The organism is Streptomyces sp. NPDC048353 (genome assembly GCF_055587165.1).
Genome location: NZ_JBVJGU010000002.1, coordinates 983093 through 1002314 on the forward strand (window position 1 = coordinate 983093; position 19222 = coordinate 1002314).

Here is a 19222-nt window from a genome sequence, read left to right on the forward strand (position 1 = left end):
CGGCGGCAGGGGAACATTCGGAGGCTCACATGCATTGAGTCGGCATAGCTCAACTTGACTGCCGAAGGGGAGATCATGACTGCCGAGTCCACGGAGTACCCGACGCTCACCCTGCCCGTGCTGCCGCTCGACGACGAGGTGGTGCTGCCGGGGATGGTGGTGCCGCTCGACCTGTCCGACGCCGATGTACGCGCCGCGGTGGAGGCCGCCCAGGCCGCCGCGCGCTCCGGCTCCGCCGGAGCCGGGGACGGGGCGGGTGGCGGTGCGGGCAAGCCGCGGGTGCTGCTGGTGCCGCGCGTCGACGGGACGTACGCCGGGACAGGCGTCCTCGGCACCGTCGAGCAGGTCGGCCGGCTCTCCGACGGCGACCCCGGCGCGCTCATCCGCGGTCGCGGCCGTGTGCGGATCGGCGCCGGGACGACCGGCCCCGGCGCGGCCCTGTGGGTCGAGGGGACCGTCGTCGAGGAGACCGTGCCCGACCCGCTGCCCGGCGCCGTGACCGAACTGGTCAAGGAGTACAAGGCGCTGGCCACCAGCTGGCTGAAGAAGCGCGGCGCCTGGCAGGTCGTGGACCGCGTCCAGCAGATCGACGGCGTCGCCGCCCTCGCCGACAACTCCGGCTACTCGCCCTTCCTCACCGTCGAGCAGAAGGTCGAACTCCTGGAGACCGCCGACCCGGTCGCCCGCCTCCGGCTCGCCACCGCGCAGCTGCGCGAGCACCTGGCCGAGCAGGACGTCGCCGAGACGATCGCCAAGGACGTCCAGGAGGGTGTCGACAAGCAGCAGCGCGAGTTCCTGCTGCGGCGCCAGCTCGACGCCGTACGCAAGGAACTGCGCGAGCTGAACGGCGAGTCCGAGGGCGACGAGTCCGACGACTACCGCGCGCGCGTGGAGGCCGCCGACCTGCCCGAGAAGGTGCGGGAGGCGGCGCTCAAGGAGGTCGAGAAGCTGGAGCGGTCCAGCGACCAGTCCCCGGAGGGCTCCTGGATCCGCACCTGGCTGGACACCGTCCTGGAGCTGCCGTGGAACGAGCGGACCGAGGACCGTTACGACATCCAGGGCGCCAAGGCCGTCCTCGACGCCGAGCACGCGGGCCTGGAGGACGTGAAGGAGCGGATCACCGAGTACCTCGCGGTGCGCAAGCGGCGCGCCGAGCGGGGCCTCGGCGTGGTCGGCGGCCGGCGCGGCGGCGCCGTGCTCGCGCTCGTCGGCCCGCCCGGCGTCGGCAAGACCTCGCTCGGCGAGTCCGTGGCGCACGCCATGGGGCGGAAGTTCGTCCGGGTCGCGCTCGGCGGCGTACGGGACGAGGCGGAGATCCGCGGCCACCGGCGGACGTACGTCGGCGCTCTGCCGGGACGGATCGTACGGGCGGTCAAGGAGGCCGGGTCCATGAACCCGGTGGTCCTGCTCGACGAGATCGACAAGGTCGGCTCCGACTTCCGGGGCGACCCGGCCGCGGCCCTGTTGGAGGTCCTCGACCCGGCGCAGAACCACACCTTCCGGGACCACTACCTGGAGGTCGAACTCGACCTCTCCGACGTCGTCTTCCTGGCGACGGCGAACGTCCTGGAGGCCATCCCGGAGGCGCTGCTCGACCGGATGGAGCTGGTCCGGCTCGACGGGTACACCGAGGACGAGAAGATCGTCATCGCCCGCGACCACCTGCTGCCCCGGCAGCTGGAGCGGGCCGGCCTGGAGCCCGGCGAGGTCGTCCTGGAGGACGCTTCGCTGCGGAAGTTGGCCGGGGAGTACACCCGGGAGGCGGGCGTCCGCACCCTGGAGCGCTCGATCGCCCGGCTGCTGCGGAAGGTCGCGGCGGAGCACGAACTGGGCGACCGCGAGCTGCCGCTCACGATCACCCCGGATGACCTGCGGGGACTGATCGGGCGTCCGCATCACGTGCCCGAGTCGGCCCAGGACCCGGCCGAGCGGCGCACCGCCGTTCCCGGCGTCGCGACCGGCCTCGCGGTCACCGGGGCGGGCGGTGACGTCCTCTTCGTGGAGGCCTCGCTGGCCGACCCGGAGACGGGGGCGGCGGGGCTCACGCTCACCGGTCAGCTCGGCGACGTGATGAAGGAGTCCGCGCAGATCGCGCTCTCCTTCCTCCGCTCGCACGGCGCCGAACTGGAGCTGCCCGTCACCGGCCTGAAGGACCGCGGCGTGCACATCCACTTCCCGGCGGGCGCCGTCCCCAAGGACGGCCCGAGCGCGGGCGTCACCATGACGACCGCGCTGGCCTCGCTGCTCTCCGGCCGGCTGGTCCGCACGGACGTGGCGATGACCGGCGAGGTGTCGCTGACCGGCCGCGTCCTGCCGATCGGCGGCGTGAAGCAGAAGCTCCTCGCCGCCCACCGCGCCGGCATCACGACGGTCGTGATCCCCAAGCGCAACGAACCGGACCTGGACGACGTCCCGGCCGAGATCCTGGAGAAGCTGGACGTCCACCCGGTCACGGACGTGCGCCAGGTCCTCGACATCGCCCTCTCCCCGGCGGAGGTCCCGGTGAGCGTAGTGGCGTAGGCGACGGAGGTACGCCTACGGAGATCTGCGTACGGAGATCCGGGTACGGCGTGGGGCGCCCCTTTCCGAAGGGGCGCCCCACGCGCGCGTGTGCGGGGTCACCGGGCCGAGGGCCGCCGTCGTGCGGGGAGTTGACGCGGAATGAACGGCGTGGCCGGGAACATTTCACGGGGTTGTGCCGTTCTGCTGCTGCCTACCCGCGTGTACCGGGTGTACCGCCGAACCGTGCGCACCGCCTGCGCACCGCCCGTACCGCCGTCGTACGAACCGAGGAGAGACTTGACCGACACCCCGTCGAACCCCGCACTGCCCCCGCTTCCGCCGCTCGCCGCCCAGGCCGAGCGGCTGATCGAGCTCGGCGTGCACGAGCTCGCGGGCATACCGGCCGACGAGCTGCGCGCCTTCGCCGAGGGGGCCGGCGCCGCACGCGAGGACGCGCTGCTCGCCGTCCACCCGGACCGTGCGCCCGCCTCCGCGCTCGCGCCGCTGCTCCGGCGCGGCGACAAGGCCGGCTTCGTCGTCGTCGACATGCCCGACGTCGACGCGTTCGCCCCGCTCGACACCGTGCCGGTGCCCGACGCTCCGCTGTACCTCGTCACCGGCGTCGACCGCGGCGACCACATGTCCAACTGGAGCCCGGACGAGGCGCTGCCCGCCCTGGCCAAGGAGGACCGCACCCCGCTGCTGCTCAGCGAGGGCATCCACTGGGTGCTCCAGCAGCCGGCGGCCCTGGAGCGCAACCTCTGCTTCATGACCATCGGCTCCCGGCTGCGCAAGGCGAACGGCACCTTCGACGCGCGCACCCCCGCGATCTGGATCAGCAACGGCACGGGCCGGGACGGCCGCGAGCGGCGCGACGCCCCCAAGGTCGGCTGGTGCTGGTGGAACAACCGCCACACCTGGCTCGGCTTCGCCTCCACCACGGGCCGGGTCGCCTAGTCCCCAGGGACGACGGCGGCCGCGGCGGCTTCCCGGGCGCGCCGCGCGCCCGGGAAGCCGCCGGCCGCCGCCTCAGCCGTTGGCCAGGGCCTGCACCCGTGAGAGGTCGCCGTTGAAGTGGTTGTGGTCGCCGACCGTCGGGCCGGACGAGGTGTACTGCCACATCGTGTAGTACGGCCACCCCGCCGGGAGTTCGCCGACCGCCGTGGCGTACCGCGCGACCCAGAGCGGGTTCGCCGCCCCGAAGCCGCCGTAGTTGCCGGTGCACTGCTTCCACCAGCTCGTCGCGGTGTAGATCACCGCGTCGCGGCCGGTCCTGGCCCTGTACCGGTCGAGGAAGTCGCGGATCCAGGTCACCATCCCGGACTGCGTCTTGCCGTAGCAGGCCGCGCCGTACGGGTTCCACTCGATGTCCAGCGCCCCCGGCAGCGTCCTGCCGTCCTTGGACCAGCCGCCCCCGTTGTTCACGAAGTAGTCCGCCTGCGCCGCGCCCGTCGTCGTGTCGGGGGTCGCGAAGTGGTACGTCCCGCGGATCATGACCACGTTGTACCAACCGTTGTACTGCTGCGAGAAGTACGTGTTCTTGTAGTACGTGCCCTCCGTCGCCTTGACGTAGGCCCACCGCACCCCGCTGTTCCACAGGGTCGACCAGGCCACATTCCCCTGGTGGCTGGAGACGTCCACGCCCTCGGTCTGGCCGGCCTGGACCGAGACGCCGCCGGGCTTGCCGCCGTGGCCGTCGTGCGCGGGCACCCCCATGCCCATCCACGCGGAGCCCCGGGCGGGCACCTGCCGGGCGCCGGGGTCGTCCGCGGCGTTCGCCGGGCCGGAGAGGGTGAGGGGGAGGAGCAGGCTCAGGGCCGCGAGGGCGGCCCCGGCGAGGTTCTTTCCGGATCTGTGCACGGGCATGGCGTGCCTCCGAAAGGCTCGGTGGGAGGGGAAGAGGGGGCAGGGCCGTGCCATGCCCCCGCCGGTCTTGCGGTGGACATGTCATTCGGGTGCCGGGAGAGACGCTACGCACGTAGACCCGCCCCACGGAAGAGGGGCCGGGTGCTGCCGTTGGTCTACTCCTGCGAAATACTGAGGGAGCTGCGGGAACGGCCGTCGGCGAAGGAAACTTTCAGCGACCGGAAAGCGCGCGAGGGGGCTGACGTGCACGGCAGCGGTACGGGAAGTGAAGGCGGGCCCACCGGCGGAAGTGGTGTGGACCAGGAATTCCTGGCGCTGGAACGGGAGCTGGCGGTCTTCCTCCGGCGCGCCCGCGCCCAGTCCGGCGAGATGGCCCGCGAAGTCCACCCCGAACTGGAGCCCGCCGCCTACGGCCTCTTCGTACGGCTGGACGACACCGGCCCGCAGCGGGCCACCGATCTCGCCGGCTACTTCGGTGTCGGCAAGGCGACCATGAGCCGTCAGCTGCGCGCCCTGGAGGACCTCGGCCTCGTCGCCCGCGACCCCGACCCGGCCGACGGGCGCGCCTCGCTCGTCCGGCTCACGGAGGAGGGCCAGGGCCGCTTCCGGCGCGTACGGGACGCCCGGCGCGGGCGGTACGTCCGCAAGCTCGCCGACTGGGACCGGGGCGAGGTCGCCGAACTGGCCCGCCTGCTGCACCAGCTGAACACCCGCGCGGAGAGCTGACCTTTCGGGGCCGGCCCCTCGGGACCGCTTCTTCCGGGCGCACCTGCCGCGGGCCGGCCTTCCGCGGCTGCCCTCCGGGACCGGCTGCCTTCCGGGACCGGCCGCCCGGGCACGGCCTACGCCCCCGCCGGCTCCGCGTACACCGCCGTCGCGTCGTCGTGCCGCTTCCCCCGGCGGGAGCCGCCCGCCGCGGCGTCCGCCGTCTCCAGCGCCCGTACGCGCCGGAGGAGGCCGGGCGCCCCCTCCGCGCGCAGCACCCCCACGCAGGCCGCCCAGTCGCCCGCCCCGAACCGCTCCACCCAGCGCGCCGCGCCGTCGGTGAGCGCCGCCAGGGCCCGTACCTCCGCCGCCGGCGTCGTGCCGGTCACCGCCCACCGGGCCACCGCCGGATCCGCCGCCGCCGTGAAGAAGCCGCCCTCCTGATTGCGCAGCCGGTCCGTCGCCTCCAGCGAGAGCAGCGTCTCGGCCGGGACGCGGTCCAGCCGGTCGTCCCGCACCGCCCGCACCGCCCCGCCGGGCGCCTCCAGCAGCAGAACGGCGTCGGACAGCACCAGGTGTTCGACCCGCTCCCCGTCCCAGCGCGCCATCGCGACCGTCGCCTGCGGCGTACGGACGTGAGAAAGGTCACAGCTGCCCCGGTGGGCGTCCGCGGTGCGCCGGATTGCCGACGCGAGGATCCCGGACAACGTCATCTCGGGCCGAGAAGCGGACAGTTCGGTCAAAGCGCCGCCAAGTCGTGCGGTGAACCAGGGGACTCCGTGCACACATCCGTACGCTCCGAGCGGCGGCGTCACGCCGTCCAGCACCACGACCGTCCCGCCCGTGCCGGAAGCGGGAAGAGCAGCGGCGGCCCAGTCCTCATTGGGGCGTTCGGGGCTGCCGGGCAGAGTGGCCACGTCGGTACGCATGATCCCCAGTCTGCCCCCGTGCGCATCACTCCTTCACAGCACCTCCAGACGGCCGAATCAGGCCCGTACCGAGCCCCCGACGCCCGGACGGCAGGCGGAACGGCGGCCTCCGGGAAGCTGCGGGCGGGCATCCTGCCAAAGCCCGCGCGGAAGATCCAACCGGGGCCCCGCGCGACCCCCTGCCGGGCGTCCGCGGAAGTTGTTCGCCAACTCGGGAGTGTTGTTCACTCGTTCGGGTGGCGGTGCGGCCGATGCGCGTCCCCTTCCCAGAAAAGCGCTGGAATGGTCGGAAGCCGTACCAGGGGTGGGGGCGCTCTATCACGTGACCGGTCGTCACCTCTGCTTCATGGGCGGACGAGTCGAGAATGCGAGCACCGGTGCAGAAGAAGCGGCCTCGGAGCAACAGCGGCACGCGGAGCCAGACCCCGGGTGACCCGCTGTCCACGGGCGACGCCCAGGGCCCCGGCGCGAACACCCCCCTGCCCGGCCCCGGTACAGTTCCCGTGAGCGGTGCGGGCACCACGCCCCCCGCGGCGCCCGTCGGCCGCCCCAAGCGCGTCCGCAACCGCCTGGTCGCCGGAGTGGCCCTCGTCGGGATCACCGTCCTGGCCGCCGGCGCCCCCGCCGTCCTCACCGCCTCCGGCGAACTGAGCGACTCCCAGCGGCTCGTCACCCTCGCCCAGCTCGACCGCCAGGCCGTCACCCTCGCCCACTCCCTCGCCGACGAGCGCGACGAGGTCGTCGCGTACATCGCCGCGGGCCGGGACGAGCAGCAGGGCCCGCGCGAGGACCGCCGCCAGATCACCAGCGCCGGCTCCACCCGGGTCGACCGGCAGATCGACGAGATCCGGCCCGCCGCCGGCTCCGAGCTGCGCCGCGACCTTGCCGCCCTGCCCTCCGTCCGCCGTACCGCCCTCACCGGCAAGGGCACCGCCCTGGAGGCCCACCGGGCCTACTCGGAGATCATCGCCAAGCTCCACGGCCTCGCCGAGGAACTCGCCGAGAAGACCCCGCCCCGCGCCGCCGAGGCCACCAGGGCCCCCGCCGCCCTCGGCCGCGCCGTCGAGCAGGCCTCCGCCGCCCGCGGCCTGCTCCTGGCCGCCCTCGCCGTCCCGGAGCCGGAGTCCACCGGCACCACCCACTACGACCCCGTCACCGGTACGTACGTACCGGACGAGCCCGAGGGGGCGGAGGAGGCCGACCGCGCCCGGGACGCCCTGACCGCCGCCGCGCAGCAGGCCCGGGTCCGGGAACTGGCCGCCCTCGCCGACTTCGACCAGGCCGCCACCGCGGAGGGCCGCGACTCCCTCGCCGCCACGGTCACGGGACCGGACGTCAAGAGCGCCGAACGCTACCTCGCCCGCCTCACCGACCAGCCGGAACTGTCCGCATCCGAGCGGAAGACGGACCACGAGAAGCTGGGGTCCGCGCTCTCCGCCCGCATCGAGCAGATGCGGGGAGTCGAGTCCGCGCTCGCCACCGGACAGGTCGAGCGGTTCACCGAGCTCCGCGACGACGACGTCACCGCCCTCGAAGTGCGCATCGCGTTCCTCGGCGGCTGCCTCCTCGTCGCGGTCGGCATCTCCACCTTCGTCGCCCGGACCCTCACCCGTCCGCTCGCCGTGGTCCGCATCGGAGCCGCCCGCCTCGCCGGCGCCCCCGAGACCGAGGAGCCGATCCGCTTCACCGGCCGCAACGACGAGTTCGCCCAGGTCGTACGGTCCCTCAACACCCTCCAGACCAAGCTGGCCGCCCTCGCCACCCGCACCGAGCAGCTCGACAGCGAGCGCGCCGACCTGGCGGGCGCCCGCGACGCCGTCGCCGCCGACCTCGCCACCCAGCGGGCCGAACTGCAGGGACAGACGGCCCTGCTCACCGCCGAACTGGCGCGGCTGCGCGGCAGCGTCCACCACACCTTCGTCAACCTCTCCCTGCGCAGCCTCGGCCTGGTGGAGCGCCAGCTCGGCGTCATCGAGAAGCTGGAGGAGCGCGAGCAGGACCCGGAGCGCCTCGCCACCCTCTTCAAGCTCGACCACATGGCGACCGTCATGCGCCGCCACAGCGAGAACCTGCTGGTCCTCGCAGGTCATGAGCACGTCCACGGCCACCCGGGGCCGGTCCCGCTCGTCGACGTGCTGCGCGCCGCCGTCAGCGAGATCGAGCGCTACGAACGGGTGACCATCCAGTCCCTCCCGCCGCACGCGCAGGTCGCCGGGTTCGCCGCGGACGACCTCAGCCACCTGGTCGCCGAACTGCTCGAGAACGCCACCGCCTTCTCGCCGCCCGACGCCCAGGTCCAGCTCTCCGGCTGGCTCCTGGAATCCGGCGAGGTGATGCTCTCCGTCCAGGACGAGGGCATCGGCATGACCGACTCCCGCCTCGCGGAGCTCAACGCCCGCCTCGCCGAGGCCGACCCGGCGGACATCGACGGGGAAGGGCTCGGCATCCGCGTCGCGGCCCTGCTCGCCGCCCGCCACGGCGTACGGGTGGAGCTGCGCGAGCAGAAGCAGGGCGGCATCGCGGCCGTCGTCGTTCTCCCGCTGCCGCTGCTGCCGACGGCCCCGCCGACCGCCGTCCCGCCGACCGTGCCGGTCGCGGGCGGGGCGCCCACCCTGAACCTCCCGGGCTCGGTCGCCGAGGCCAACTCCAACACCCTGCCGTCCCGTACCCGCGACCCGCTCGTCGAGGCGGCGGAACAGGCCATCGCGGCGGACCAGGCGGAGCAGGCCATCGCGGCGGAGCAGGCCGGCCAGGCGGAGCAGATCGAGCAGGCGGAGCAGGTCGAGCAGGCGGAGCAGGTCGCACAGGCCGGTGCGGTGGCGGAGCGGGGCGCTCCGGAGCCCGGCGTCAGCGAGTCCGGTGTCAGCGAGCCTGGCGTCAGCGAGCCCGGCCTTGGCGAGTCGGGCCCGGCGGAGCCGTACGAGCCGGGGCCCGCGCCCGCGGCGGCGGCCGAGCCGGAACCCGCGCCCGTACCCGCCCCCGCCCCCGCCCCCGGACCGGAACCCGCCGTGGAGTCCCTCGCCGAGACGACCCTCCAGGTCCGTCTCCCCGAGCCGCCGCCCGAGCCGGACACCCACGAGCGCGCCACGCCGGAAGGCCCGCACGCGGAGCCGCACGCCTGGGACGAGGCGAACGAGCCGGAGGAACCGGCGGAGACCCCGCGCGTCACCGACAAGGGGCTGCCCAAGCGCACGCCGAAGATAGTCCGCCAGGCCGACACCCCGACCACCCCGCGCAGGGGCGGTGTCGACGCCGATGCCCTGCGCCGCAGGCTCGGGGGCTTCCACCAGGGGGCCCAGGCGGGCCGCCGGGACGTGGAGGCGGAGATCGAGGCCGTACAGACCGCCCGTACCGAAGAACGCACCGAGGCCCGCGGGGAAGCGGGACCGGAGGCGGACGCGGCGGCACAGACGGAAGCACGGACCGAGGAGAAGACGGGGGACACAGTCGAGGAGGCACGCAGTTGACTGCGACCGGAACGTTCGGACTGAGCAGGGAAGCACGCAACCTGCACTGGCTGCTGGGCAACCTCGTCGAGGAGGTGCCCGGCGTGCGCTCCGTCGCCGTCGTGTCCTCCGACGGGCTGCTCCTGCTGTCCTCCGACCCGGCCCAGAACGTCGGGCCCAGCGAGGAACGCCCCACCGGCCCCCGGGGCTCCAGCGCCGACCTCGCGACCATCGTCTCGGGCATCGGCAGCCTCACCATCGGCGCGGCCCGGCTGATGGACGGCGGCGGGGTCAAGCAGACCATGGTGGCGATGGAGGAGGGCAGCGTCTTCGTCATGTCGATCAGCGACGGCTCGCTGCTCGGCGTCCACGCCACCCCCGACTGCGACATGAGCGTCGTCGCCTACCACATGGCGCTCTTCGTCGGCCGCGCCGGACACGTACTCACCCCCGAACTCCGCAGCGAGCTGCGCAAATCGATGGAGAGCACCCAGTGACGTCCGCCTCCCACGTCCCCCACCTGCCGATCCGCGGAGAGGGCCGCCGGCCCGCGCGGGTCCGCCCGTACTCCCTCACCGGTGGCCGCACCCGCTTCGGCCACGTCCTGCTCGTCGAGACCTTCGTGGCCGCCCTCGAAGCGCCGCCGCGCCGCAAGGTACTGACGGACGGCGGGCCCGGCGCCCGCGGCCTCATGCCGGAGATGCGGGCCATCGTCGAGATCTGCCGCCGGATGCGTACGGTCGCGGAGATCTCGGCCCTCCTGAAGATGCCGTTGGGTGTCGTCCGGGTGCTGCTCAGCGACCTGGCCGACCAGGGAAAGATCCGTGTGTACGGGACCGGTCACGGCACCGGCCAGCCCGACCGCGCGCTCCTCGAAAGGGTGCTGAGTGGACTCCGTCGCCTCTGACGTCACCGCCGCCGTCTCCGACTCCCCGGCGCTCGCCGGCATCCCCGCCCAGCCCCGGACCGAGGCCGAGACAGTGTCCGGAGCAGGGCACGCGGCCGCGCCGGGAACCGGCCCCGACGCCGGGCCCGATCCGCTGCGCCCGGCGGCCGAGGACGGCGCGCAGGACTGGCAGCTGGACCACACCCGCGCCCCGATAGCCACCAAGGTCGTGGTCGCGGGCGGCTTCGGCGTCGGCAAGACGACCTTCGTCCGCGCGGTCTCGGAGATCACCCCGCTCCAGACCGAGGCGCTGATGACGCAGGCGAGCGAGGAGACCGACGACCTCTCCGCGACGCCCGACAAGCTCACCACGACCGTGGCGATGGACTTCGGCCGGATCACCCTCGACAGCGACCTGGTCCTCTACGTCTTCGGCACGCCGGGCCAGCAGCGCTTCTGGTTCATGTGGGACGACCTCGTGCGCGGCGCGATCGGCGCGATCGTGCTCGCCGACACCCGCCGGCTGACGGACTGCTTCCCCGCCCTCGACTACTTCGAGAGCTGCGGGCTGCCGTACATCGTCGCCGTCAACCACTTCGAGGGCACCGAGCGCTTCGAGCCCGAGGACGTCCGGGAGGCGCTGACCGTGCCGCCGCACGTACCCGTGGTGATCATGGACGCGCGCAAGCGGTACAGCGTGGTCGAGTCCCTGCTCGCCATGGTCGCGCACGCGCTGGAATCCACCCCGGAATAGCCGGAGCGGGCCGGAGCGCGCCCGAGGAGCCGCCGCGGGCCGCGGAGCCCGCCGACGGACCCGGCGCGCACCGGAGCGGGCCGGAGCAGAGCACGCCGGAACACGGGCCACCCCCCAGAACCACGCTGATCAGTCGTAAGGAACCCCCGCCATGCGGAAGATACTCATCGTCGGCGCCGGCCAGTCCGGTCTCCAGCTCGCCCTCGGACTGCAGTCGCAGGGGTACGAAGTCACCCTGATGTCCAACCGTACGGCGGACGAGATCCGGTCCGGCCGGGTCATGTCGACCCAGTGCATGTTCGACACCGCGCTCCAGCACGAGCGCGACCTCGCGATCAACTTCTGGGAGTCCCAGGCCCCGCGGATCCAGGGCCTCGGCGTCTCCGTCGCCGCCCCCGACGCCTCCCGCCCCATCGACTGGGTGGGCCGGCTCGACGGCTACGCCCAGTCCGTCGACCAGCGGGTGAAGATGGCCGGCTGGATGGAGACCTTCGCGCAGCGCGGCGGCCAGCTCGTCATCCACGGCGCCGCCGTCTCCGACCTGGACTACTTCTCCCGCTCGTACGACCTGGTCCTCGTCTCCGCCGGCAAGGGCGAGCTGGTCTCCATGTTCGGCCGGGACGCCGCCCGCTCCCCGTACGCCGAGCCGCAGCGCGCGCTGGCCGTCGCGTACGTCCACGGCCTGGGCCCGCGCCCCGAGCACCCCGACTTCGACGCCGTGCGCTGCAACCTGGTCCCCGGGGTCGGCGAACTGTTCGTCATGCCCACGCTCACCACCTCCGGCCGCGCCGACATCCTCTTCTGGGAGGGCGTCCCCGGCGGACCGCTCGACGTCTTCCAGGGCGTCAAGGACCCCTCCGAGCACCTGGCGCTCACGCTGGAGCTGATGGAGCGGTTCACGCCGTGGGAGTACGCGCGCGCCACGAAGGTCGAACTGACCGACGCGGGCGGCACGCTCGCCGGCCGCTACGCCCCGACCGTCCGCAACCCGATCGGCCGCCTCCCCGGCGGCGGCCTGGTCTTGGGCGTCGCCGACGTCGTCGTCGCCAACGACCCGATCACCGGCCAGGGCTCCAACTCCGCGTCCAAGTGCGCGGCCGCGTACCTCGCCTCGATCGTCGAGAACGGCGACCGGCCCTTCGACGAGTCCTGGATGCGGGCCACCTTCGACCGCTACTGGGACACCGCACAGCACGTCACCAAGTGGACCAACGCCATGCTCGGCGTCCCGCCGGAGCACGTCCTGAACCTGATCGGCGCGGCCGGCCAACTGCAGCCCGTCGCCGACCGGTTCGCCAACGGCTTCAACGACCCGGCCGACTTCGAGAACTTCTTCTACGACCCGGAGAAGACGGGCGCGTACCTGGCCTCGGTCTCCGCCGGCCAGTAGGCCGCCGACCCGGTCCGGAGCCTCCAGGAGGGGGCGGGGCCGACGGTACGCACCGTCGGCCCCGCCCCCTCCGGCGTGCATCAGCCGTCGCCGTCGCCGTCGCCGATGCCGTTGCCGTTGCCGTCGCCGGCGTCGCGGGCCACGCGCTCCAGCCGGTTCCGGTGCTCCTCCCACCAGGCCCGGTCTCCCGGGTGCAGGGCCGGCTTGCCGTCCTGCTGCCCGACGGATCCGTCGATGAGTTCTCGTACGATGTCGGCGTGACCGGCGTGCCGCTGGGTGTCGGAGATCACGCGCACCAGGATGTGGTGCAGGGTCACCTCCCGCCGTTCCCGCGGCCACCACGGGACGTGACCGGTCGCGTCGAGCGCCAGCGTCGCGATCGTGCGGTCGGAGTGCTCCCATGCCCGGCGGTACAGCCCGACGATGTCGTCGCGCGACTCGCCCGCGGTGGCCCACATGTCCGCGTTGGGCTCCGCGTCCTCCGTGTACCACCAGGCGGGCGGCTCCTCGACGAAGAACGGCCGCCCGAACGTGTCCCCGAAGTACCCCAGCTCCACGCCCGCGAGGTGTTTGACCAGCCCCAGCAGATTCGTGCCCGTAGGGGTCAGCGGGCGGCGCACGTCGTACTCGGAGAGCCCGTCGAGCTTCCACAGCAGGGCTTCACGCCCCTCTTGCAGGTAGCGGAGAAGGTCCGCCTTCGCACTCGGTTCGACCATGCCGCGCAGTCTTCCACCCCTGGCCAGGACCCGGGCCACCGCCCGCCCTCGCCCTGGTTGCTCAGGGCTGGTCGAAGCCCTCGTCCGAGCCGTCCGTGGCCCCCTCCGGCAGCTTGGGCGGCGCGTACGCGTCCAGGGGCGCCCCGCCGGGGTCGGGGCGGACCGCCCCGAGCAGGGGATTGGCCGCGATCGGGGAGACCTTCACCCGGCCGCCCGGGCGGGGGGCGTGCACGACCATGCCCTCGCCGGCGTAGACGGCCACATGGGTGGCCTCGGGGAAATAGACGACCAGGTCACCCGGGCGCAGCTCGTCCAGCCGCACCTTGGGCAGGGTCCGCCACTGCTCCTGGCTGGTGCGCGGGATCTCGAGACCGGCGCTCGCCCAGGCCTGCTGGGTCAGCCCCGAGCAGTCGTACGACTCCGGCCCCTCGGCGCCCCACACGTACGGCTTGCCGATCTGGCGGACGGCGTGGCGCAGCGCCTCGGCGCCCGCGCGGGAGGGCGTGCGGCGCACGTCCAGGACGCCGGAGCCGAGGAGTTCGCGCTGGGCGCCCGCGGTCTGCGTCCGTTCCAGCTCGGTCAGCCGGGCCAGTTGCGCGGCGGAGAGCGAGGCGAGCAGCCGCTCGACCTCCGTGAGCCGGGCCCGGACGTCGTCGCGTTGCTTGCGCTGTCGCCCGGCGAGCTTCCGCTCGCGTTCCAGGCCCTCGCGGGACGCCCGCGCGAGCGCGTCGGCCCGCTTCTCCGCGCTCCGGAGCCGCACGACGGTCGCGGCCCGGTCGCGGGCCGCGCGGGTGACGAGCTGCTTGCGGTCGAGGGCGTGCCGGGGGTCGGGGGCGAGCAGCACGTCGAGGTACGAGGAGAGGGCCGAGGCGGCGGCCCGGCCCTGGTACTGCTCCCGCGCGAGCCGCCCGGCCGCGTCCCGTCCCTGGGCGAGGGCCCGCCGGGCGGCGGCGAACCGGTCGGTGACCTTCCGGGTGTCGGCGGTGTGGCGCGTCAGGGCCTCTTCGGTGGCGTTGTAGGTCTCGGTGGCCTGTTCCGCCTGGCGGTAGAGCGTCCGGAGCCGGGTGAGGAGGGAGGCGACGGAGTCACCGCCGGGGGGCGGGAGAGCGGCGGCGTCATCGTCGGCGTCGGCGGGGCCTGGGGGGTCGGGGGCTTCGGCGTCCGGGGGGTCGGTGGCGGGGGCGGCGGCTTCGGCGGGGTCGCCGGCTGAGCCCTCACCCGGCTGATCGTCCGGCTCTTCGCCCAGCTCGTCCACCGGTGCGGCTTCGTCCCCGTCCCCGTCCTCGGGATCGGGCTCGGGCACGGGGGGCGTGGGGGCCTTGGCGGGAGCCCCCGCCAGGGCGGCCGCGGGGGCGCCCGGGGCCTCGACCGGCGAGACCACCGTCAGCGCCGTCGTCGCGGCGAGCACCGCCCCCGTACAGATCGTGCGCAGCAGCCTTCCTGACACGCCATCACCTCCATGGAGATGATGGCGCACCAAATCATCCGATTAACGCATGAAGGGGTGTTTCGGTGGGGGTGGCTCACTCGTCCGGCGGGGACGCGGGCGGGGCGGCCGGTGGCGCGGCGGGTGGGGCGGAGGGCTTGGACCAGGGCCACTTCAGCTCGCGGCGCTCGCGGCCGCCGGGAGCGTACTCGTAGACCCAGCCGCGCTGGATGCCGAGCCGCTTGGTGTGTCCGGCGGGCTCACGGCGGTACGCGTACACGGTCGGCGGCCCGTCGTCGACGTCGGGGACCGGTACCTCGTACCACTTCGGGGGATGGCCGGTCGGACCCAGGAGGACAGGGAGGACCCGGCCGTCCAGGGGCCCGCCGCGAAAGGGGGTGTTCTCGCTTTTCACCCCACCAGTCTCATATGAGGTGGGCCGCCTCGCCGACCACCGGGAGGACCCGCCGGGCCAGCGTCCCCACCGGCCCGTCCGCCGTCTCCTGCGCGAGCATCCGCTTCACCACCCCCGACGTCTCCTCGTCCCGGGCGGTCGTCGCCGCGAGGAGGGCGATCAGATGGTCGACCAGCCAGTCCCGCAGCTCGCGGGCCGGGGGCTGCTTCTCCTCGTCCAGCCAGATCAGCGAGGCCGCCTCCACGGCGGCGATCCACGTCCGCACCATCATTCCGAGCCGAGGCCCGGGCCGGTCGACGCCCAGGTGGACGAGGATCTGCTCGGCGGCGGCGCGCCGCACCTCGTCGACGATGGTGGTGGTCCGGGACGTCTCGGCGACGCTGCCGCCCCGCAGGAGGGCGCTGAACCCGGCGTCGTGCTGGTCCACGAAGACGAGATAGCGGTCGAGGACGCGGGAGAGCCGTTCGGTCGGCGATCCGACGGGCGGCTCGGCGAAGCACAGCTCCAGCTCGTCGGCGGCGGAGCGCAGCGCGGCTTCGTACAGCTGCTGCTTGCCGCCGGGGAAGTAGCGGTAGACGAGCGGCCGGGAGACGCCGGCCGCCTCGGCGACGTCGTCGAGCGAGACGTCGTCCGGCGCCCGGTGCGCGAACAGCGTCAGGGCGGCCCCGAGGAGCTGGATCCGGCGCTCCTCGACACTGAGCCGACGGTACGCGGGCGACGCGGGCGTGCCGGGACTGGTCATGCACGCAGCGTAACTCCGCCGCCCCCGGCCGGGCAGCCGCGGTCCGCTCCGGCAGGGCGGCGCCGGTGCGGGACCGAGTGGCGTCCAGCGGCACCGGAGCGGGACCGACCGGCCCCGACTGGCACAGACGGGCACCGAGCGGCGCCGGACGGGGCCGGGACGGCACCGGGGAGTCCCCGGCCCGGCCCCGCCCGTCACGCCAGCAGCCCCGACGCCTTCCAGAGTCGCCGGCCGGGCCCGCGCAGTACCCCGATGTCGTCGAGGAAGTCGGTCAGGCGCCGGGCGCCCGACTGCATGACCTCGCGGCGGTGGCCGCTCGCCTTGACCTGGGCGACGGCCTCGCGGCGGTTCAGGCCGACGTTGTCGTACACCTGCGGGTTGATGAAGCAGACGGAGAAGACGCGGGCGGCCTCGCCGCAGCTGAGCCGGGTGAACTCCTGCTCCCAGCGCGGCGCGGTCACCATCTGCCGGCGCAGCTCCTCGCGGGCGTACCGCACGTGCCGCGCCTCCTCGACCACGTGGATGCGGGTCACGCCGCGCACCAGCGTCTGGACGCGCTCGTCCGGGAAGGTCAGGCGCTGCATCCAGTCGAGGATCTCCTCGCCGAGGAGGGTGGCGGCGAAGGAGCCGGGTGTGGTCGAGACGGTCTTCAGGACGCGGGCGAGGTTGTGGTAGATCCGCGGGACGGGATAGGCGGGCGCGCCCCCCTTCTGGATCATCCTGGCGAACATCATCGAGTGCCGGCACTCGTCGGCTATCTCGGTGAGGGCGTAGCGCACGTGGTTGCTGGTGACCGACTTGTCGTAGATGTGCCGCACGAGCAGCTGCATCAGGATGATCTCGAACCAGATGCCGAGCGAGGCGAGCGACGCGGCCTCGTGGCGGGCGAGGTCCATCCGCTGTTCCTCGGACATCCGCTTCCACAGGGGGGTGTCGTAGAGGGACACCAGCTCCGGCGGCCAGAACCACTTGCCGTCCTCGACCGGGGCCTCCCAGTCGAGTTCGGTCTCGGGGTCGAAGGAGTGCTTGAGGGAGGACTCGAGCAGCCGCTCGGCGACCTGTTCCCGGTCGCGGAGGGGGCCCAGGGCGTCCCGGAGGAGGGTGAAGTCTTGCTCGGTCAGGGCGGTCATGACGGAGGGGCACCTCGCTGTGCTCGCGGCCGGTGGAGCGGGACGGCGGTCGGGTCACCGATGGTCACTCTTATGAGACTGCTCGTCAGTAAGGCCGTCAATCCCTTGCGCGCCACTTGTTGACCCCGTGTCTACCAAGGTGTCAGCTAGAGGGCGGCCCGCTCAACGTTCCGAGTGAAGGAGGCGTCGGTGTCGACGCACGACCTCTACGCGAAGGCCCCCGGGGAGCCCATCTGGCCCGTACCGGCGACGGGTTCGGCCCGCTTCACCTGGGAGTACGACGACGGACGCGACCGTCTCCTCGCCCTCTACCAGAAGGGCAAGGACAAGCAGTGGGACGGCGCCACGCGCATCGACTGGTCGCTGGAGGTCGATCCCTACGACCCCCTCGGCGTACCTGACGAGGTGATGACCCTTCACGGCACGCGCTACTGGGCCGCGATGACGCCGAAGGACAAGGGGGAGATGCGCCGGCACTACGCCTCCTGGCAGTTCAGCCAGTTCCTCCACGGCGAGCAGGGCGCGATGGTCTGCGCCGCCCGGATCGTCGAGTCCGTCCCCGACCTGGACGCCAAGTTCTACTCGGCGACCCAGACGATGGACGAGGCGCGGCACGCGGAGATCTACGGCCGCTTCCTTCACGAGAAGATCGGGATGCTGTACCCGATCAACGACAACCTCCAGAGTCTGCTCGGCGACACCCTGAGCGACGCGCGCTGGGACATGCCGTACCTCGGGATGCAGGTCCTGATCGAGGGCCTCGCGCTGGCGGCCTTCGGCATGATCCGCGACACGACGGACAAGCCGCTGCCGAAGCAGATCCTCGCGTACGTCATGCAGGACGAGGCCCGGCACGTGGCCTTCGGCCGGATGGCGCTGCGCGACTACTACCGGCAATTGTCGGACGCGGAGCTCCGCGAGCGCGAGGAGTTCGTGATCGAGGGCTGCTATCTGATGCGGGACCGGCTGCGCGGGGTGGAGGTCCTGGAGAACTTCGGCATCCCGAGGAAGGAGGCCGAGGAACTCACGGAGCACAGCGAGTCGCTGCGCTTCTTCCGCAAGCTCCTCTTCAGCCGGATCGTCCCGTGCGTGAAGGACATCGGCCTGTGGGGCGAACGCCTCCAGAAGGCCTACCTGGACATGGGCGTCTTCGACCTCGGTGACTCCAACCTGGACCTGCTGATGACCCAGGACGAGGAGTTCGCGGAGGCGCTGGACCGCGAGCGGTTCGCGGCGGAGGAGAAGGCACGGGTGGAGGAGGTACGCGCGGCGGTGGAGGAGGGGGCGCGGGAGGGGTGACGGCGGTGGAGGAGGGGGCCGCGGGAGGGGTGACGGCGGTGACGTACCGTGCGGGGCATGAGCATGCCGCCTCCGCAGAACCCGCAGCCCCACTCTCCGTACGGGGGGCACGTGCCGCCCCCGCAGGCGTACCCGCAGCAGGCGCCCGCGTACCCGCAGCAGCCGTCGGGAGCGTTCGGACCGCCCCAGGGTCATCCGCAGGCCGTTCCCGGGCAGAGCGTCCCGGGGCAATATCCGGGGCCGTATCCGGGGCCGGCGGGGTGGGGGCAGCCCCCGTTCGGGGCGCCGGGACAGGGGCCGAGGAAGAAGCGGACCGGGCTGGTCGTCGGGATCGTCGTCGGCGCCGTCGTCGTGGTCGGCGGCCTGGGCTTCCTCGGGGTCAAGGTGCTCGACGGGGCCGGGGCCACCGGCTCGTTCCCCGAGGCGACGCACCGGCTCGTCGTCCCCAAGACCCTGCTGAGCGGCGAGTACAAGCTCATCAGCGACGCCTCCAAGACCGAGGGCAAGGAGGTGGAGGACACCTACGATCCCACCGTCAAGGACGCCAAGGCCGCCATCGCCCAGTACGGCGGCAAGGAGAACGCGGTCCTCGTCGTCTCCGGCTTCCACGGCCGCCTCAAGGACCCCGAGGGCACCCGCGCCGCCATCCTCAAGGGCGCCGTCGACAAGCAGTCCACCCTCGTCGTACCGCCGAAGGACTACACCCCGGCCGGACACGACGGTCTGACCGTCTCCTGCCAGGTCACCACCTCGAAGGACGCCACCGGGACCGCGACCCTCCCCATGTGCGCCTGGGGCGACGACAACACCGCCTCCTTCGTCGCCGTCGTCACCGCCGAGTCGGCCGTCGCCGACCCGAAGGACGTCGACCTCGCGGAGATCGCCGCGACCACGGCCGAGGTCCGCGCCGAGATGCGCAAGCCGATCGGCGGCTGACGACCCCTCCCGCTCCCTGAAACGGGGTGAGCCCCCGGCGCACGAAGCGCCGGGGGCTCACTGGTGTGTAACGGGTGTAA

17 protein-coding genes are annotated in these 19222 nt (G+C 73.2%); 10 read left to right on the top strand and 7 right to left on the bottom strand.

Features of this window, described 5'->3' with window-relative positions; all coding sequences use genetic code 11:
- Positions 1 to 75 precede the first annotated feature (75 nt).
- Positions 76 to 2520 carry an endopeptidase La gene (lon, locus tag ACZ6RC_RS09900; RefSeq protein ID WP_469580506.1) on the top strand — a complete coding sequence of 815 codons (2445 nt, stop codon included), beginning with the start codon at positions 76 to 78 and terminating at the stop codon, positions 2518 to 2520.
- A 279-nt stretch (positions 2521 to 2799) separates the two neighbouring features.
- Positions 2800 to 3459: a DUF5701 family protein gene (locus tag ACZ6RC_RS09905; protein ID WP_391139256.1), complete on the top strand. Its 660-nt coding sequence runs from the start codon at positions 2800 to 2802 to the stop codon at positions 3457 to 3459.
- Between the two features lie 72 nt (positions 3460 to 3531).
- On the opposite strand, the gene ACZ6RC_RS09910 is transcribed toward ACZ6RC_RS09905, so the two are convergent.
- The gene (locus tag ACZ6RC_RS09910) at positions 3532 to 4368 is read right to left on the bottom strand and encodes a lysozyme (RefSeq protein ID WP_469580511.1); all 837 of its coding nucleotides are present in this window, start codon (positions 4366 to 4368) and stop codon (positions 3532 to 3534) included.
- A 243-nt stretch (positions 4369 to 4611) separates the two neighbouring features.
- Here ACZ6RC_RS09910 and ACZ6RC_RS09915 point away from each other — a divergent pair, with 243 nt between their 5' ends.
- A complete protein-coding gene (locus ACZ6RC_RS09915) occupies positions 4612 to 5094 on the top strand; it encodes a MarR family winged helix-turn-helix transcriptional regulator (RefSeq protein WP_391139254.1) in 483 nt (160 codons plus the stop codon).
- Between the two features lie 116 nt (positions 5095 to 5210).
- Here the strand turns inward: ACZ6RC_RS09915 and ACZ6RC_RS09920 are convergent, their stop codons facing one another.
- The gene (locus ACZ6RC_RS09920) at positions 5211 to 6002 is read right to left on the bottom strand and encodes a hypothetical protein (RefSeq protein ID WP_469580514.1); all 792 of its coding nucleotides are present in this window, start codon (positions 6000 to 6002) and stop codon (positions 5211 to 5213) included.
- 365 nt (positions 6003 to 6367) lie between these two features.
- On the opposite strand from ACZ6RC_RS09920, the gene ACZ6RC_RS09925 reads away from it, so the two are divergent.
- The 5 genes from ACZ6RC_RS09925 (at position 6368) to ACZ6RC_RS09945 (ending at position 12478) form a co-directional block, all read left to right on the top strand.
- Positions 6368 to 9469, top strand: coding sequence for a sensor histidine kinase (locus tag ACZ6RC_RS09925; RefSeq protein WP_469580517.1), 3102 nt, complete (start codon positions 6368 to 6370; stop codon positions 9467 to 9469).
- A complete protein-coding gene (locus ACZ6RC_RS09930) occupies positions 9466 to 9945 on the top strand; it encodes a roadblock/LC7 domain-containing protein (RefSeq protein WP_391139251.1) in 480 nt (159 codons plus the stop codon). Before ACZ6RC_RS09925 ends, ACZ6RC_RS09930 begins: the two co-directional genes overlap by 4 nt.
- Complete coding sequence (locus ACZ6RC_RS09935) at positions 9942 to 10355, top strand: DUF742 domain-containing protein (RefSeq protein WP_391139250.1); 414 nt, start codon at positions 9942 to 9944, stop codon at positions 10353 to 10355. Before ACZ6RC_RS09930 ends, ACZ6RC_RS09935 begins: the two co-directional genes overlap by 4 nt.
- On the top strand, positions 10336 to 11088 hold the full coding sequence (locus tag ACZ6RC_RS09940) for a GTP-binding protein (RefSeq protein WP_469580523.1): 753 nt from the start codon (positions 10336 to 10338) through the stop codon (positions 11086 to 11088). Before ACZ6RC_RS09935 ends, ACZ6RC_RS09940 begins: the two co-directional genes overlap by 20 nt.
- Positions 11089 to 11239: 151 nt before the next feature.
- Positions 11240 to 12478: a styrene monooxygenase/indole monooxygenase family protein gene (locus ACZ6RC_RS09945; protein ID WP_453613711.1), complete on the top strand. Its 1239-nt coding sequence runs from the start codon at positions 11240 to 11242 to the stop codon at positions 12476 to 12478.
- An 80-nt stretch (positions 12479 to 12558) separates the two neighbouring features.
- On the opposite strand, the gene ACZ6RC_RS09950 is transcribed toward ACZ6RC_RS09945, so the two are convergent.
- The 5 genes from ACZ6RC_RS09950 to ACZ6RC_RS09970 all read right to left on the bottom strand — a co-directional run bounded on the left by ACZ6RC_RS09950 (position 12559) and on the right by ACZ6RC_RS09970 (position 16907).
- A complete protein-coding gene (locus tag ACZ6RC_RS09950; RefSeq protein ID WP_469580526.1) occupies positions 12559 to 13194 on the bottom strand; it encodes a DinB family protein in 636 nt (211 codons plus the stop codon).
- 61 nt (positions 13195 to 13255) lie between these two features.
- The gene (locus ACZ6RC_RS09955; RefSeq protein WP_469580529.1) at positions 13256 to 14641 is read right to left on the bottom strand and encodes a C40 family peptidase; all 1386 of its coding nucleotides are present in this window, start codon (positions 14639 to 14641) and stop codon (positions 13256 to 13258) included.
- A gap of 76 nt (positions 14642 to 14717) precedes the next feature.
- Complete coding sequence (locus ACZ6RC_RS09960; protein ID WP_453613719.1) at positions 14718 to 15035, bottom strand: hypothetical protein; 318 nt, start codon at positions 15033 to 15035, stop codon at positions 14718 to 14720.
- 10 nt (positions 15036 to 15045) lie between these two features.
- On the bottom strand, positions 15046 to 15777 hold the full coding sequence (locus ACZ6RC_RS09965; RefSeq protein WP_469580532.1) for a TetR/AcrR family transcriptional regulator: 732 nt from the start codon (positions 15775 to 15777) through the stop codon (positions 15046 to 15048).
- A 194-nt stretch (positions 15778 to 15971) separates the two neighbouring features.
- Positions 15972 to 16907 (bottom strand): AurF N-oxygenase family protein, encoded by a 936-nt coding sequence (locus tag ACZ6RC_RS09970; protein WP_391139243.1) that lies wholly within the window; start codon positions 16905 to 16907, stop codon positions 15972 to 15974.
- 189 nt (positions 16908 to 17096) lie between these two features.
- On the opposite strand from ACZ6RC_RS09970, the gene ACZ6RC_RS09975 reads away from it, so the two are divergent.
- Positions 17097 to 18206 carry a ferritin-like domain-containing protein gene (locus tag ACZ6RC_RS09975; RefSeq protein ID WP_469580535.1) on the top strand — a complete coding sequence of 370 codons (1110 nt, stop codon included), beginning with the start codon at positions 17097 to 17099 and terminating at the stop codon, positions 18204 to 18206.
- A 57-nt stretch (positions 18207 to 18263) separates the two neighbouring features.
- A complete protein-coding gene (locus ACZ6RC_RS09980) occupies positions 18264 to 19142 on the top strand; it encodes a hypothetical protein (protein ID WP_469580538.1) in 879 nt (292 codons plus the stop codon).
- Positions 19143 to 19222 lie beyond the last annotated feature (80 nt).

Excerpts from the sequence above, each read along its gene's own strand:
- lon (WP_469580506.1), top strand. The coding sequence starts at position 76 with ATGACTGCCGAGTCCACGGAGTACCCGACGCTCACCCTGCCCGTGCTG.
- ACZ6RC_RS09910 (WP_469580511.1), bottom strand. The coding sequence starts at position 4,368 with ATGCCCGTGCACAGATCCGGAAAGAACCTCGCCGGGGCCGCCCTCGCG.
- ACZ6RC_RS09920 (WP_469580514.1), bottom strand. The coding sequence starts at position 6,002 with ATGCGTACCGACGTGGCCACTCTGCCCGGCAGCCCCGAACGCCCCAAT.
- ACZ6RC_RS09925 (WP_469580517.1), top strand. The coding sequence starts at position 6,368 with ATGCGAGCACCGGTGCAGAAGAAGCGGCCTCGGAGCAACAGCGGCACG.
- ACZ6RC_RS09945 (WP_453613711.1), top strand. The coding sequence starts at position 11,240 with ATGCGGAAGATACTCATCGTCGGCGCCGGCCAGTCCGGTCTCCAGCTC.
- ACZ6RC_RS09950 (WP_469580526.1), bottom strand. The coding sequence starts at position 13,194 with ATGGTCGAACCGAGTGCGAAGGCGGACCTTCTCCGCTACCTGCAAGAG.
- ACZ6RC_RS09965 (WP_469580532.1), bottom strand. The coding sequence starts at position 15,777 with ATGACCAGTCCCGGCACGCCCGCGTCGCCCGCGTACCGTCGGCTCAGT.
- ACZ6RC_RS09970 (WP_391139243.1), bottom strand. The coding sequence starts at position 16,907 with ATGACCGCCCTGACCGAGCAAGACTTCACCCTCCTCCGGGACGCCCTG.
- ACZ6RC_RS09980 (WP_469580538.1), top strand. The coding sequence starts at position 18,264 with ATGAGCATGCCGCCTCCGCAGAACCCGCAGCCCCACTCTCCGTACGGG.